18 protein-coding genes are annotated in these 14,232 nt (G+C 70.2%); all 18 read right to left on the reverse strand.

What is annotated here, in order from left to right:
• Positions 1 to 11: 11 nt before the first annotated feature.
• Positions 12 to 2,705 (reverse strand): hypothetical protein, encoded by a 2,694-nt coding sequence (locus tag OG357_RS22900; protein ID WP_329622917.1) that lies wholly within the window; start codon positions 2,703 to 2,705, stop codon positions 12 to 14.
• A 146-nt stretch (positions 2,706 to 2,851) separates the two neighbouring features.
• The gene (locus tag OG357_RS22905; protein WP_329622918.1) at positions 2,852 to 3,310 is read right to left on the reverse strand and encodes a hypothetical protein; all 459 of its coding nucleotides are present in this window, start codon (positions 3,308 to 3,310) and stop codon (positions 2,852 to 2,854) included.
• Positions 3,307 to 3,783 (reverse strand): phage tail tube protein, encoded by a 477-nt coding sequence (locus OG357_RS22910; RefSeq protein WP_329622919.1) that lies wholly within the window; start codon positions 3,781 to 3,783, stop codon positions 3,307 to 3,309. The genes OG357_RS22905 and OG357_RS22910 overlap by 4 nt, the downstream gene beginning before the upstream one ends.
• 66 nt (positions 3,784 to 3,849) lie before the next feature.
• Positions 3,850 to 4,284: a minor capsid protein gene (locus OG357_RS22915; protein WP_329622920.1), complete on the reverse strand. Its 435-nt coding sequence runs from the start codon at positions 4,282 to 4,284 to the stop codon at positions 3,850 to 3,852.
• Complete coding sequence (locus tag OG357_RS22920; protein ID WP_329622921.1) at positions 4,277 to 4,633, reverse strand: hypothetical protein; 357 nt, start codon at positions 4,631 to 4,633, stop codon at positions 4,277 to 4,279. The genes OG357_RS22915 and OG357_RS22920 overlap by 8 nt, the downstream gene beginning before the upstream one ends.
• Positions 4,630 to 4,950 carry a hypothetical protein gene (locus OG357_RS22925; RefSeq protein ID WP_329622922.1) on the reverse strand — a complete coding sequence of 107 codons (321 nt, stop codon included), beginning with the start codon at positions 4,948 to 4,950 and terminating at the stop codon, positions 4,630 to 4,632. The genes OG357_RS22920 and OG357_RS22925 overlap by 4 nt, the downstream gene beginning before the upstream one ends.
• Positions 4,944 to 5,366 carry a hypothetical protein gene (locus tag OG357_RS22930; RefSeq protein ID WP_329622923.1) on the reverse strand — a complete coding sequence of 141 codons (423 nt, stop codon included), beginning with the start codon at positions 5,364 to 5,366 and terminating at the stop codon, positions 4,944 to 4,946. Before OG357_RS22930 ends, OG357_RS22925 begins: the two co-directional genes overlap by 7 nt.
• A gap of 16 nt (positions 5,367 to 5,382) precedes the next feature.
• Entirely contained in the window at positions 5,383 to 5,892 is a 510-nt protein-coding gene (locus tag OG357_RS22935) for a hypothetical protein (RefSeq protein WP_329622924.1), read from the reverse strand.
• Positions 5,876 to 6,169, reverse strand: a complete 294-nt coding sequence (locus OG357_RS22940; protein ID WP_329622925.1) for a hypothetical protein — start codon at positions 6,167 to 6,169, stop codon at positions 5,876 to 5,878. The genes OG357_RS22935 and OG357_RS22940 overlap by 17 nt, the downstream gene beginning before the upstream one ends.
• Before the next feature lie 6 nt (positions 6,170 to 6,175).
• Positions 6,176 to 7,375 (reverse strand): SU10 major capsid protein, encoded by a 1,200-nt coding sequence (locus tag OG357_RS22945; protein WP_329622926.1) that lies wholly within the window; start codon positions 7,373 to 7,375, stop codon positions 6,176 to 6,178.
• A gap of 14 nt (positions 7,376 to 7,389) precedes the next feature.
• Positions 7,390 to 8,184 (reverse strand): hypothetical protein, encoded by a 795-nt coding sequence (locus tag OG357_RS22950; RefSeq protein ID WP_329622927.1) that lies wholly within the window; start codon positions 8,182 to 8,184, stop codon positions 7,390 to 7,392.
• A 106-nt stretch (positions 8,185 to 8,290) separates the two neighbouring features.
• Positions 8,291 to 8,542 (reverse strand): Rmf/CrpP fold protein, encoded by a 252-nt coding sequence (locus OG357_RS22955; RefSeq protein ID WP_329622928.1) that lies wholly within the window; start codon positions 8,540 to 8,542, stop codon positions 8,291 to 8,293.
• Positions 8,460 to 9,527, reverse strand: a complete 1,068-nt coding sequence (locus OG357_RS22960; RefSeq protein WP_329622929.1) for a hypothetical protein — start codon at positions 9,525 to 9,527, stop codon at positions 8,460 to 8,462. Before OG357_RS22960 ends, OG357_RS22955 begins: the two co-directional genes overlap by 83 nt.
• 21 nt (positions 9,528 to 9,548) lie before the next feature.
• The gene (locus OG357_RS22965; protein WP_329622930.1) at positions 9,549 to 10,697 is read right to left on the reverse strand and encodes a phage minor capsid protein; all 1,149 of its coding nucleotides are present in this window, start codon (positions 10,695 to 10,697) and stop codon (positions 9,549 to 9,551) included.
• A 4-nt stretch (positions 10,698 to 10,701) separates the two neighbouring features.
• Positions 10,702 to 12,246 carry a capsid protein gene (locus tag OG357_RS22970; protein WP_329622931.1) on the reverse strand — a complete coding sequence of 515 codons (1,545 nt, stop codon included), beginning with the start codon at positions 12,244 to 12,246 and terminating at the stop codon, positions 10,702 to 10,704.
• Positions 12,246 to 12,437: a hypothetical protein gene (locus OG357_RS22975; protein WP_329622932.1), complete on the reverse strand. Its 192-nt coding sequence runs from the start codon at positions 12,435 to 12,437 to the stop codon at positions 12,246 to 12,248. The genes OG357_RS22970 and OG357_RS22975 overlap by 1 nt, the downstream gene beginning before the upstream one ends.
• Before the next feature lie 15 nt (positions 12,438 to 12,452).
• Positions 12,453 to 13,688 (reverse strand): PBSX family phage terminase large subunit, encoded by a 1,236-nt coding sequence (locus tag OG357_RS22980; RefSeq protein ID WP_329625669.1) that lies wholly within the window; start codon positions 13,686 to 13,688, stop codon positions 12,453 to 12,455.
• Positions 13,651 to 14,226: a helix-turn-helix domain-containing protein gene (locus tag OG357_RS22985; RefSeq protein WP_329622933.1), complete on the reverse strand. Its 576-nt coding sequence runs from the start codon at positions 14,224 to 14,226 to the stop codon at positions 13,651 to 13,653. Before OG357_RS22985 ends, OG357_RS22980 begins: the two co-directional genes overlap by 38 nt.
• Between the last annotated feature and the right edge of the window lie 6 nt (positions 14,227 to 14,232).

Below are 14,232 nucleotides of genomic sequence, written 5' to 3' on the forward strand. Positions count from 1 at the left end.
GGTCCTCCTTCCTACGGCTGGCCGAAGGCGATCTGTACGTCGCCGCGGCCCTTCGTCTGCACGATGTCGGTGATGACGTCCTTGAGGCCTGGGCCCCGCAGCTCGATGACGATCGGCTGCCGTGAGGCGCCGGCGGTCGGGTAGATGCTGTTCGGCCCCATGCCGGGCAGGGACGCGCCGGGGAGCGTGCCGGGAAGGAGGCTGCCGTCGAAGGTGCCCAGGGTTCCCTGTGCGCCCTTGACCATGGCGGCGATGGACGACTGGACCAGGCCGCTGCGGGCGGTGATGCCCTCTGCGAACCCGGAGGCGAGCGACTGGCCGGAGTACAGGGTCCAGCCCTTCCCCGAGAACGGGCCTTCCTTGGCGGGGCTGAAGGGGAAGTAGTCTCTCGCCGCGGCGGCGACGCGGCTGGCAGCCAGCGAGACTTCGTACAACTTGCTCATGATTCCGTTGATGAAGCCCTGTACGAGCGATTCTCCCGAGCTGTACAGCGTGCTACCGAGGTTGCGGAGCTTGTCCGCGGCCTTGCCCGGCAATTCCCCGAGCTTCTGGAGGAAAGCGGTCCGCTTTTCCACGATTGCGTTGTTCATCTCTTGGCCCGCGCGTTCAACCTTCCAGCGCAGCTCGATAGCCAGCCAGATAAGCGCCGTGGCGGCCTTCTTTGGCAGCTCGGTGAAGCGCCGGATCGCGTTGTCGATGAAGCCCTGCACGGCCTGCTTGGCGTAGGTCTGCGCTGAGGAGAAGTCGCCGCGCAGCAGTGCGGTGATGGCCTTGACGGCGGGTACGACGACTCCGGTGATCGTGCGGGCGAGGTCGTCGGCGAGGTACTTGGTGAGCTTCCCGATCAGGTTGATCAGCGGCTGAAGGAGCGGCAGCAGGGCGGTGAGCAGCTCGGTGGACAGGTCGGCCCAGGCTTCGATCAGCGGTCCGAGAGCGACCATCAGTTCGCCCAGGGCCTCGCCGAGGGAGACCAGCGACGGAGCCAGGGCGACGACGATGTCGCCCACGACGCCGAGCCACAGGGCGAGCTGGTCGCCCAGCATTTTGGCCAGCGGGGCGATGATCGGTGCCAGCCCGGCCAGGATCGGCTTCAGGGTTGCGCCGAGGGCGTCGGCGAGATCCTTGACGACCGGGGCCAGGGCGGCGAAGACGACGGCCAGAGCGTCGAAGAGAGGGGTGAGCGCGGGCAGGAGCGACGCCACGAGGTCGCCGATGACGGGCAGGAGCGGGGCCGCGGCCTCGATCAGCGCGCCGAACGCTCTCGCCGCGGCCTCCAGTACGGGCCCGAGGGCCTTGATCACGGGCTGAAGTGCCTTGCCGAGGGCCTTGATCAGGGTCTGGATCGGCGGCCCGAGCGCCGTGAAGATCGGGGCGATGGCCTGGAGCGCCTGTCCGAGGAGCGGGCCGACCGTCTTGGCTAGCGTACTCATCGTCTCGAAGATCGACCTGAGGCCAGCCTGTACCGGCTTCGACGCGAACGCGTCCGCGAGCGCGCCCGTGATCTCCTTCAGCACGCCGATCATGCCGCCGCCGGACACCTGCGCGGCTTTGAAGACGCTGGTGAAGACGCTGGCGAGGTTGCCGAGGACCTCGAAGAGGTCGCCGACGAGCGCGATAGCATTCTCGATCGCCTTCTGCATGGCGCCGGACTCGAACGCCTTCGTCATCCGGGCAGAGAGCTTGTCGAGCGCGCCGCCGGCCGCTGCCGTCAGCTTCCCGAACGAGGGCGCCGCGGCAGCCCCGATCTGGGTCAGGCCGACGACGACCTGTGACGGAATGCGGGCGAGGTTCCACAGGCCGGTGTTCGCGCCGGAGATCGCCTGCCCGAGCGTCCCGCTCTTCGCGAGCCCAATGGCCGCGTTGCCGACACCCTTGGCCATCAAGTTCAGCGCGCCGGCCGAGTTCGTCAGGCCGTTCTTCAGGACGGGCAGGGTGCTCTTGCCCATCTCCTTCAGGATGCCGTCAAGGCCCTTGAAAAGCCTCTCCTGCACGCCCTGTTGCAACGCCCGCAGTTCGGGCGCCATCGCCTTGACCTGCAACGCGAACGCGCGGGCGGACGGCGACAGCTTCTCCAGCGCCTTGTTGAACTCCCCGGCCTTCTCCGGGTCAAGCGCTGCTGACACCGCGTCGGAGACACCGACCATGCCCAACTTCAGTGCGACGGACGCGAGCCGCATCGCGATCATGCCGGACACGGCCACGGCTGCCGCGGGGGCGAGGCTGCCGATGGTCGCGGCCAGGCCTGCGGCAGCGGGCCCGGCCGCGCCGAGCATGGCGCCGAGCTTGCCGACCGACGCGGCCACCGACAGGAAGCCGGACGCGGCAGGCTGGAGGCGGTCGAAGTTGATCCGGCCCCAGGCCTCGCGAACCTGGCTGAAGGAGCCGGAGAGCGACGACGCCACGCGGCGGCCGGCGGCCTGCATCCGCTCCATCCGGGCCTGGAAGGTCAGGGCCTGGGCGTCGGCCACGGAGGAGTAGACGGTGGTGATCCGCGTACCGGCCTGCTCGGCCTCGCTGAAGCTGTCCGAGAGCGCGCGCCCCATGACGGCCGTGTCGCGGACGAAACGGCCCCGAAGGTCCCGCAACTGTCCGTTGACGTCGAGGCGGAACCCCTGCATCTGAAGCTGGCCCCGGGCAAGGTTCCGCTCGAAGTCGCTGCCGTCGGCGCGGATGTAGCCGACAAGGTCGCCGATGGTCAGGGACATCTCAGACCCCCTTCAGTGTCAGGTGGATCGGAGAGCGGCCCGGATCTCGTCCGGGTCGTCGACGATGGCGATCTCCTCGCCTGCAAGGCGCCAGAAGATCGCCTCGGGTGAGAGGCCGCGGAGGAGGGTCTCGAAGCGGCGCTGGGTCAGTCGCGCGATGCCGCGGGGGTCGAGCCCGTACTCGCGGGCGTAGTCCGCCTCGACCGCCCACCAGTGGTTCTCGACCGCGCGCGCCGTTCGGCTCGGTTCTGGGGCGGGGCCAGCGCTTTTCCCGGGTCTTCGCTCGTGAGCGCGGCGTAGGCGTCCTGGAACGTGAAGTCGGTCTGGCCGGAGCCCTGCGCCATGCCCCAGGTGAGGATGGTCATCAGGCCCATGCTGCCGATGCCGGCCTCGATCCACTGGTCGAGCACTTCGGGGCCGAAGAGGGCGTCGACCAGGTCCTCCACGTCCTGGCGGTCCGAGGATGTGGAGAGGTCGGCGAGCCGGTCGCCGAAGCCGAACGGGAGGTCGCTCGGCACGCGAACGGTGACGCCTTCGATGTCCTCGGTGCGATTGCCGAACGCCTCGCGCTTGAAGTCGTCCCACGACGACCCAGCCGCGGTCACGCCTTCACCGCCGTGGTGGCGGCGCCGGAGCGGGTGACGGTGGCGGACCAGGAGACCTTGTCGTTGTTGCCGCCGCCCTGGTCGCCGAGCTGCCACGTGGCCTGCCAGACCTCCCACGTGGTGTCGCCGGGGGCCGCGAAGCGGAACCCGCACAGGCTGTCGTTGCCGAGGCGGCCGGCCTGGAGTTCGGCGAGCGCCATGGCGGGGTCGAGGGCGCCGGTCGTGGGGTCCTTCAGGCGGAAACCCTCCAGGCTCATCGACATGCCCTCCTGCATGTTCTGGGTCTCGGCCCGGCCGTTCGATCCGAAGGTCGTGGTGTCGGTGGCCTCGTACTCGAAGCTGCGGGAGAAGGTGTTGATGCCGCCCTCGCCCGAGCCCGCGTCCGCGGTACGGAACGCGACCCAGGTACCGGGGTTGAGGAAGTCCTCGATCTCGAACTCGCAGTCGCGAGCGTTGTACTTGCGGGGTGCCATGGGCTCCTCCTGGGCATGACGAAGAGCCCGCGGCCGGAGGGGCGCGGGCTCGGGAAGTGGGTGGGGTCAGGCGCGGTGCGCCGTGGGGCGGTGGATCTCCATACGGAAGTTCGCAACGTGCTCGTGCCGCTGGGTTTCGTCGACGCCCATGGACGCGGCGTCGCCCTGGGTGCAGACGGAGAGGATCAGGTCGGTCCCGTCCGGGAGTGTGACCGGGCCGAGGCCGTGGAGCGCCGACCGGATCGCGCGGCACCGGCGGCGGGACACTCGCGGGTCGGTCGTACCGCGCACCCGTACCTGAACGCGAGGTTCGTCGTACGGGAGCAGGGAGTCGGGCTCGGGCCCGTCGTACACGGTGAGGGCGACTGCCTCGTCCGGTTCGGGCGGCAGGAACTCCAGAAAGCAGGTGTCCGTGGGGTCGCCGCCGCTGGTGTAGGTGACGAGACCGCGCTCGGCCAGGTAGCGGGCGAGGCCGTCGAGGAGGTCAGGGCCGTCATCCACGGAGCCACCGCCGCATGTCCACGGCCATGAGCTGTAGGACGACGTCCCGCTCCGAGTTCATGGGCTTTTCCAGGTACTTCGCGGTCCGGCCGGGAAGGTGCTTCCAGGTCAGTTCCTCGTGCTGCCTGACTGCGTAGATGGTGTCGAAGACCACCGCGCCGTTCAGGCCGTCCCGGACGACGCGGCCGGACCGTTCGAGGGTGCCCTCGTCGAGCGGCACAATCTTGCGGGCCTCGGCGAGGACGTGTTCGAGGCCTCGTTGCAGCCCTTCGCCCGCGAGGCGCCGGCCGCGCACGGTCCACTGGGATCGCGCGTTCCCCGGGCGAAAGCGGGTGTACTGCGGGCTCATGAAAGCTGCACCTCCACGTGATCCGGGGTCGGCATGCCGCCGCCGGATCGTTCGAGGCGGACAATCACGGACGTCTTCCGGCCGGACGGCAGGGTGACGCGGGAGTCCGGCGGGCAGTCGAGACCGGGCCGGGCGTAGAACGTCGACGAGGACACGACCTCGCGGCCGTTCGGGTCCCGGACCGTGCGGGTCTGCTCGTCGACGAAGCACTGCACGGTCACGGCCGGGCCGTACCGGGGGCCCACGGAGGTACGCCCGAGGTACGGCTCGACGGTCACGGAGTGCCCAAGCAGGAACGAGGGGAGCGGCGTCAGCATGTGCCCACTGCCCCGATCACCAGGAGGTCTGGTGTCAGGTCGGGCGAGCGCAGTGCGTCCCACACGGCCGGGGCGATCTGTCGGCCGGGTGCTTCGTCGCCGCTGGTCGCGGTGACCGACCGGCTGAGTGTGGCTGAGCCGATGGTTACCGTTCCCCATCCGACTCCGGCGGCGCCGGTAGTGTCGCCGACGTCGATGCCCCACTCGACCTGTGCGCAGCACGCGTCAGCGAACGCGTCGAGCACCAGCTCGTTGGAGGGCATCCCGGTGTCGTCGACGTCGTACGCGCACAGCCGGAACACTTGGCTGTCGAGGAACGTAGAGGCGCGCCGGAGCCGGGCCGTAATGTCGGCCGGCGCCGGGGACGTCCCGGTGTACGCCTCGAACTGGGAGCTGGTCGCGTAGATGCGGGTCATGGCGACCACCCCCTCTCTACGCGGACGCGCCGATGACGACCAGGTCGTACGACACGGACGTCCCGGCACCGGAGTTGGCGATCTTGAGGAGGTCGGCCGTGCCCGGAGTGACCGCGTAGCCGGTCGCGTCGGCCGCGCCGGTCAGGAGCGCCACGGACGCCCCGGGGCGGAGCGTGAGCGTGCCTGCCGCGCCAAGCAGCGAGGCCCACGCGTTCGCCGCAGCCCCGCCAACGATGACGTTGTTCGTGTTCGCGGCCGACGCGGCGATGACCAGGCCCTTGATCCGGGCGAAGGTGAGCGTCGCCCCGAAGGAGTCGGTAAGGACGCCCGCGAGGTCGAGATCCTCCGTCGCCGACGCGACGAGCGTCCGCGTGTCGGTGAACCTGATGTCGGCCTTCCCGGCGCCCGTACCGGACTCCAGGTGAAGGCCCCGCCGCCACGCCAGCTTGTCCGCCGGCGTGGAGAGGTCGCCAGCCTTCGTCAGCGTGCCGGACACGCTGACGCCGAGGTCACTCGTCAGAGCCACCGCCGTCACCTCCGTATGTCGTAATCAGGTCGTCCTTCGTGGCGGCCTCGGCCTCGGCCTGCTCGGCACCCTGGGCGACCGCGTAGGCGACCCACTCGGCCTTGACCGCGGTCTTGGCCGGCGGCCCGACAGGCGCGGGCGACTTCTCGGCCACCGCGCGCCAGCCGGACTCGGGGTCGGCCGCGAGCTTCTCCAGCTCGACGGCCTCGGAGCTACCCTCGATGGGGCGCAGGGACTCGGCGACGTGGCCGCCGTTCGAACGCTGGTAGATGGTCACGGGCGATCAGACCTTCAGGCCGGTCATGGCCGCGTGGGCCTTCTCGTTGCCGTACTCCAGGCCGATTTCGCCGTAGAGCTGCACCTCGTCCGAGGCGCCCGTCTTGGCGAGCGGCTCCTCGAACATGACGCCCTTGCCCGGGACGTTCAGGAACACCGGCCGGCACTGCTCCAGGGAGGCGACGGTGATGGTGTCCTGCGGGGCGTGGCGGTCCATCATCACGTTGAGGGTGCCGAAGTCCGTGATGATCGTGTCGACCGCGACACCGCCGACAGTCCGGGACGTCTCGGTGAACTGGCCATACGCGGAGGCGAAGGCCTTCGTGACCGCGCGGCGCTGCGCCGAGTTGACGATCAGCGTCGCGGTCTCCTGCTCGCTGATGCCGCCGTTGTCGTAGGCGAGCTGGAGCAGGTCGGACACGTGGTCCGTCGTGAGAGCGGTCTCCCACGGGTTGGTGTACGCGATGCCCGTGGCGGTGCCGAGGGTGATCGCGGTGCCGCCGCTGGAGGTGGCCACCTTGAAGGTGTTCGCGTCGATGGCGTCGACGTAGTAGATCCGGCCGGCCACGATGCCGGTCGCGGTCGACGTCGCAGTGAACACGATCTTGTCGCCGTCGACCAGGCCGTGAGCGGTCGCCGTGATGGTGTCGGTGGCCGACGTCGCGCCGGTCGTGGTGACGCCCTTCGCGATCCGGTTGGACACGATCGCAGCGAGCAGACCGCGGGTCTTGCGGGCGGTCGCGTTCGTCGTCGGGTTGGCGTACGTCCCGTTGATGAACGACCAGTTGACGTCGAGAGCGATGCTCTTGAGCGCCTGGGCGACCTGCCAGTCGAGTTCGTTGCTCACCGGGTTGGAGCCGTCGGCACCCCGGAACGGCGCGGCGCCCGGGGTCGCAAGCATGCCCATGGCGGCCTGCTTGGTGTAGGAGACGGACACCTTCTCCTGGTGGATCTGAGCCACGTTCCGTACACCCGCCCTGATACGCCCCTCGGCGGTCGGCGCGGTCGCGCCCTCGACGCGGGTGCGCTGCGACGGGTCGCGCAGGTCGTAGGTCTGCCACTCGAACTCGACGCCGCCGGTCATGCCGCCGCCGGTGAGACCGCCGATCGCGGACAGGAACGGGGTGTCGGCGGGAGTGAGGGCGAACAGCTCGTTCGCATAGTTGGGGAGATCGAAGGTGGTGCCCATTCCGGTGATGCCGGCCATGAGGTTCTCCTAGGTCAGGTCGCGGCCTTCTGCCGCTTGAGTCGGATGACGGTTGCGAAGTCCCGTCGGGCGGTGGCTTCGGCGATCTGCTTGTCGATGGAGGGCTGATCTCCGGATCCCCCGGAGCCGCCCAGGTCGCCGCCGGAGCGGCCGGCGCCGCGGGCGCGAAGGCCCGGGTTGCGGTGCAGCGCGGCTTCGATGGCCTGCTGCACTGCCGCGTTGAACTGCTCGGGGGGCTGGGTCGGGTCAAGGGCGTCGACCGTGTCGCAGAACGTCCGGGAGTCGAGCAGTGCATCCGCGTCCGCACCCAGTCGGGACGCGGTCTTATAGACGTGCAGCTCGATACGGGCCGAGGCCGCGTCCTCCTGAGCTACGGTCCGTTCGGTGTGGGATTGGGTGAGCTGCTGTGTCAACTGCTCCGGCGTCGGCGGCGTGTCGCCGGCGTCGATCCCTACGGCCTTGCTGATCGTGGCGAGGAGCTCTCGACGGGCCTCCTCGGCCGCGTTCTGCTTGGCCACGGTGCGGGACTTGCCGGCCTCCTCGCGGGCGTCCCGGATGACCTTGGCGACCGGGTCGGGCAAGGAGTCGACCTTGCCGTCCCACTGGAAGCCGTCCCACGGGGAGCCGGATTGTCCGGACGGCTGCCCGCCCTGGTCACCGGCGGACTGTCCGCCGCTGCCCTGCTCGGCTCCGGAGCCGCCGCCGTCCCCTCCGTCGGCGTAGAACACCGGGGAGAACGGGGCACGGCCGTAGGGGTGTGCCCATCCGGCGCCGTCGAGACGCGTGCGGGCGAGGGTGGTGCGGTGCATGGCTGCCCTCCTGGGGCATAGGGGGTTGGGGCCCGCGCCAGGCGGGACCGTCGAACATGCGGAAGGCCCGCACAAGGCAGGCCTAGAGATCGGGAGCCGACAGCGACTACTCGCCCGGTAGGGGTCTGTTCTTGGCGAAGGCACGCAGCCAGGCAGAGCGCCGAAGGTCGCCACGCGGGTACGGGCAGGTCGTAGGCCGGTCACCGCGACGCCCGGCCGCAGCACCCTCGTTGAGCGCCTTCACAAGTTGCTCTCGTGGCCCCATGCCAGCCTCCTCAGAGTCGGTTCTGCTGGTCGTCGCGGCTCTTACGTGCCGTGTTGCCGGCCGCGGACCGCTGCCCGGTGACTTGCTCCTCATACTCGGCCAGGGTCGTACGCGGGTTGACCTGCCACCAGCGCTTGAGTTCCTCGGAAGCGCGGGCGTACGCGACATGTGAAGGGCCGGTGAACAGCGAAATGGGGTCGATGCCGTGGCGGTCGGCGTCTCGGCTCAGGAGCACGCCGCGGAGTTCATCCTCGGCAGTCAGGAACTGGGCGTAGACGTGCTCGCGGTACATCTCGCGAACCTGGCCGCGGGTGTAGGCACCCCGGGCGGACTCGGCTTCAGCTTCCCGTTCGGCAAGCCATCGCTCCGTGCCCGACATCCCCGCAAAGCGGTCGGGAACATCGTCGGCCAGGTGCGCCCACCCGTCTGGATCGGACCCAAGAAGCTGGTCCATCGCAGACCGGTCTGCGAACTGACCGGCAACGGTGCTTGCCCCGGCCGCAGGCGTCTGTGGCGTAGGGGGGTGTCGGCGGTCCATCTCGACAGCGATGCGGGACGCCTCGTCGGGCTGGGCGTAGCGCAGGGCCCAACCGAGGGTGTCCTCGTCCATTCCAGAAAGGTCGTCGGCAAGGGAGCCGTCGGGGAAGACCTCTCCGAGTTTTTGCCGCCGATCGGACTCCTCAGCGATAGCCGCGAGCTCCGAGCCGGACGCGCTGCCCGCCCTTTGACCCAGTTCCTCATCGGAGAGACCGATCAGGTCCGCGCGGGCGCCGGGAAGGCGCGCTGCGGTGTCACGGCGGTCCATCTCGACGGCGACGCGTGCTGAGTCCTGCGCGGATAGCTCCCGCAAGGCGCGGCCCAAGTCTCTATCGGAGAGGCCCGTGAGATCCCTGGACAGGCGCCCGAAGGGACGCACCCGGGTCATGATGCCGCGCTGCTCCTTGGCGTCGTCCCGGCCGGCTTGCGCCAGGCGTTGGAATGCTGCCTTGCCGTGCTTGTGCCGGCCGATCCAGGCGGCCAGCGCTTCCGGGTTACGGGCCCCCTGCCTCGCCAGCTTGGCGACGAACGCTTTCCCCATGGCTGCCTCCCTCCTCGCTGGTCAGCGGGCGCCGCCAATCTGCTCGCGCGCGGGCTTCCGTCGCAGGACGTCGTGAGCAGCCACGTGGGCGCGCTGGGCGGCCTGCCACTTCCGTACGAAGGCCCCGGCGCGGTGCCGTGCGGTGTCGTCCATCGCAGCGGCTTGGACGCGCTTCCACCTGCGGATGTTCCGCTCGATGGCGCGTTGCCGCTGCGTGTCCTCATACGTCGTGTTCGGGGTGGGGTGGTGCGGCGGCCGGGTGGTGACGCCCGGCAGGTACGCGGCCAGGGAGTGCCTGCAATTCGGGTGGAACAAGCCGCTCGCGCGAGCTTCGACGAGCGACCCGGCGACGTGCACCGCGACAGTCTCGGGCGGCCGGAGCTGCGCACGGAGCCCGGTCGGCTGTATGGCCTTCTCCGCCCGGATCGTGTGCGGCCCGGACTCCGGGCCGAGGGTGAGGATCTCGCCTTCCCACGGGCGGCAGAGCGGGCATTCGAGGGGGGCGTCGGACACGATGACCAGGCCGACGCGGATCTCGGCGAGGGCGTCGATGTGGCCCTCGACCGCCGCGCGCGCGGTCACGGACCGTACGGCCATCTCGGCGTACGAGGCCATCTCCCAGCGGCGGCCGGCGGAGTCGATGAACCCGGTGACGCCCTGCTGCGCGAACTGGTCGAGGGCGCGCTGCGAGGCCTGCCTGCGGGTCATGCCGGTGAGCAGCTGCGTGCCGGAGGCGCGGCCGATGATCCGCCGGTAGGTGTCGACGACGGCCCGGGTGATCCGCTGGTAGACGGGTCGGGTGTCCTCGGCCATGCTCGCGGCGAGCCGGTCGACGGCCGGCGCGTTCGGGACGGTGTCGCGGGCGACCAGCTCGCGGCCGATATCGAGGGCGCCGAGTTCGGCGACGGCGGCCTGACGCCCGCGGTTGTACGCGGTCACCAGGGCGCGCCGTACGGCACCGGTCGTGTCGGTCTGGAGCGCTGCCGCGACCTGCTCGACGGCCGTTCGCAGGTTGCCGATGCTGGCGAGCTTGAGTTCGGCCCAGCGGGGCGACTCGATGTCGGCCTCCAGGGCGCGCGCGAGCAGCTCCAGGAGCGCGCTCTCGGCGTCCCGGTACAGGGCGCCTACCTCATGGGCGAGGTCCTCCGCCATCGCTGGGGAAACCGGCATCGGGTCACTCCGCTCCGGTCTGGTCCGGGTCGGCGAGCGGGCCGATGCCGAACTCCTCGCGGATCTGCTTGGCTTCGGCGCCGACCTGCTTGTCGTCCCAGTCGGGATGCATCAGGCGTACGCGCGTGTCGACCGAGGCGGCAGCAGCACGGTTGATCACTTCGACGGTGGTCGCCAGTTCGCCGGCCGACTCGCTGATCGAGTCCTCGAACTCGACCCGCGGCGGTTCAGAGAGGTCGAGCCCCTGCGCTCGGAAGCGGAATCCGGCCTCGACCGCCAGGAGCGCGGCCGTGATGTCCGCCAGTGCCGGGCCCGCGTACAACGCCTTACGGGAGCGGGTGATGAGGGTGCGGCGCTGTCGGGCCCGGATCTCCGTCGCGGTCACGGCTGTGCCCTCGGAGGCCTCGCCGAACGTCGATGCGGAGTATCCGGCCTGTCGGGCGGCCTCGTTGACGAGGGCGGCGCACGTGTCGGCGTGCTCCTTGACGCGGATCGCGAACTGCACGACGTCGAGAGGGGCACGGGTGCCGCTCATATCGGGCGGCAGGTTCAACCCGGTGAAGACGCGCTTTTCCTCCTCCCACGTGGCGCCCTTGCCGGGGCCGGCGGACTGGAGCAGGGAGTCGGCGACGATCACGCGACCCTTGCCGTTCTGAATGTCGCGCATCCAGGAGGACCAGGACTCGTCGAGGGAGTCGAGGATGCCCTCGATGCCCTGGAAGTCGGACTGTCCCCAGTACGCCGCGCTCGGGACGTGGCGCCAGCCGCGCGAGGGGCGCACGTTGGGCATGTATGAGGCGGTCAGGTGGTCGGGCGCGCCGGTGTTGAGGCCGCCGGACGCGTCGACCTCGCCCGCAAGGGGCGCAGTGGCCGGGTGGTCGGCGAGCGGGCGCACGGCGCCGAGCGTGGTGCCAGTGCCCTCGTACAGGCCGTGGTAGATCCGGCCCTTCTCGTGCTTCTCCAGGTGCCGGAAAACCCGACGGTCGTCGATGCCGTCCGGGCCCGGCAGCACGGTCCAGAACGTGACCGCGAACAGCTTCCCGTATCGGAACTCAGGGACCGCGCGGTCGGCGGCGACGGTGTCGATCCAGGGCAGGTTGGATACCTCCTCGTCCCAGACGACGCGGAAGTAGGAGCCGCCGAGCGCGGCGCACAGTTCGCCGGCCTCAAGCAGGGTGGGGTGCAGGCCGCCGACGACGAGCTTGTCGAGGCGCTCCTGCGTCCCCTGGTGGTCGCTGATCAGCTTCGGCGGCTCGGAGAACAGCAGGCCCGAGCTGGTGCGCGCAATGTCGCCCGCGAGGGGAATGTGAAGCTTGTCCCGCTTCTCTCCGGCCGGGGTCGGCGCGCCCCAGAACCAGCGGGCGACGCGTCCGCGGACACCGCCGGCGTACTGCGACGGCCGGTTGGTCGCGCCAGCGGCACCGCGGTCGGCGTAGCGCTGCTCCAGGCGGTCAGGCTCGGCGGAGTACCAGGCGTCCCAGTCGGCGAGGTCGGACTGCACGACCGGGTCGATGGGCGGCCACGTGGTACCGGAGTCGGGGAGCGGCATCAGCTGCTCACCTCCCCTCGGGTCAGGGCGCGCCACATGGCCCACAGGCGGGCGCGGTAGGTGACGCGGGCGGCGACGATGACGTGCAGCTCGCGGCGGCTGGCGCCGAGGTCGGTGGGCAGCGGGCGGCGGGTGCTGATGACGACGTGGGCGCCGGTCCAGTGGGGGAACGGCGGCAGGGGTGCGCGCATGGCGGCGGGGCCTCCTTACGCGGCGAGGGTGAGTAGGTGGCGCCACTCGTGGGCGGTGGAGTGCACGGCGTACCGGAGCGCGTCGACGGAGTGGTCGGCGATCTTGACGGGCTTGTCCTCGCCCTTCTCGGAAGCCTTCTCGTCCCACACGTAGCCGGGCATCTCCTCGATGAGACCGGTGCAGGAGCGGTGGACGCGGAGCAGGCCGGCGGCGAGGAGGGAGGCCACGCTGCGGATGCCGTCGACGACCTCGTTATGGGCGCGCGCGATGTTCGGGAGCGACCGGTCGTCGAAGGCCTGGGCGATGAACGACGCGGCGGAGGGGTCGACGAATGACCACTCGGGTCTGACGCCCTGGTCGACGATCCAGGCGCCGATGGCTTCGGAGTACTGGGAGTCGGTCATCTGCCGCATGGCCTTGCGGGAGTCGTAGCGCCACTCTGCGCAGGCGTACAGCTTGTTGTCGTCGCCGAGGCCGAGGAGGATCACGGAGGTCGGGTTGACCGTGCCGTAGTCCATGCCGAGCCAGTAGCGGCGCATAGGCGGCAGCTCGTCGACGACGTGTTCGGCTTCGTCCCACGCTTCGTAGATCGCGCCCTCGGCCATGACCCACAGGCCCAAGATGTTTCTCTTGTAGAAGAGCCCGCGATACGAGGCCTTGGTGCGGGCCTTGTATGCGTCGGACAGGCCCGGGTTGTCGTCCATCTGGAAGTGCCACGACTTGAGCCGGGTCTCGCGGGGGCGCAACAGGTACTCCTGGCGCGCCCAGTGCTGCGGGTTGTCGGGGTTCGTGGTCGCGTAGATCTTCGATCCGGTGACGCTGCATCGTGCGTTGAGCTGGTCGTAAAAGGTGCGGGGGAGGGTGGTCAGCTCGTCGACGTAGGCGCCGGCGCAGGTGAGGCCGCGGACCTTCGGTTCGGCCTGGGCGTCGTTGGCGCCGAGGCAGTGGACGACGCGGCCGAGGACGTTCGCGGTGGGCGCGCCGTTGGTGTAGTGGATGTCGCGGGTGAGCGTGCCGAAGATCGTTGGGTCGGTGAGCGGCCCGAAGACGTTCCGGGCGAGGCTGTCGCGGGTGCGGCCGACCATGACCAGTTCGCCGCCGTCCGGGCGATCGGACACGAACCCGAGCCACGCGAGCAGGGACGCGATCGTCTTCCCGCTACGGACGCTGCCCTCCCAGATGTTCTGGAAGGCGCGGGCCTCGACGATCGAGTCAATCTGCTTCGGGGACAGTGCCTGCTTCGGCCGCATCATCGGTGTCCCCCTCTGGCTCGATGGGGTCGGTTGGTGGTGCGCCGTGGCGGGCGGTGTAGTCACCGACGAGGCCGGCGAGGAGGTCGCCGATGACCGAGCGGGACTCGGCGGCGCCGTCGTCCTTCGGAGGGACGAGCTTGAGGGAGCGGTCGAGGGCGGCGGATGCGGTCGCCATCATGGTGCGTCGGTCGGCCGGGGTCGGCTCGGGCTGCCACCGCTCGTCGTAGTCGTGCTCCTTGCCGCCCCACTCGAAGTAGAGCTGCGGTTGTGTCATCCGGGCGATCTCGCGCTCGGCGACGTCCTGGAGCGTCTCGGCCATGGTGGCGCGGCGGGCGGAGAGGTCGGCCTTGCGGGCGGTGGTGGCCGCGGCGACTTGGGCGGCACGGTCGAAGGACAGGCCCATGTCGGCGGCGAGCTTGGACACGGTCGAGGGGGAGCGGCTGATCTTGCGGGCGATGTCGTTGCGGGACATGCCCTCGGCGTGGAGTGCGCGGACCTGCTTCCGGTCCTTTTCGGTGATGGGTCGGGCGGCCACGACTCA

Origin of the sequence: Streptomyces sp. NBC_01255 (genome assembly GCF_036226445.1) — a bacterium.
Classification (GTDB): domain Bacteria; phylum Actinomycetota; class Actinomycetes; order Streptomycetales; family Streptomycetaceae; genus Streptomyces.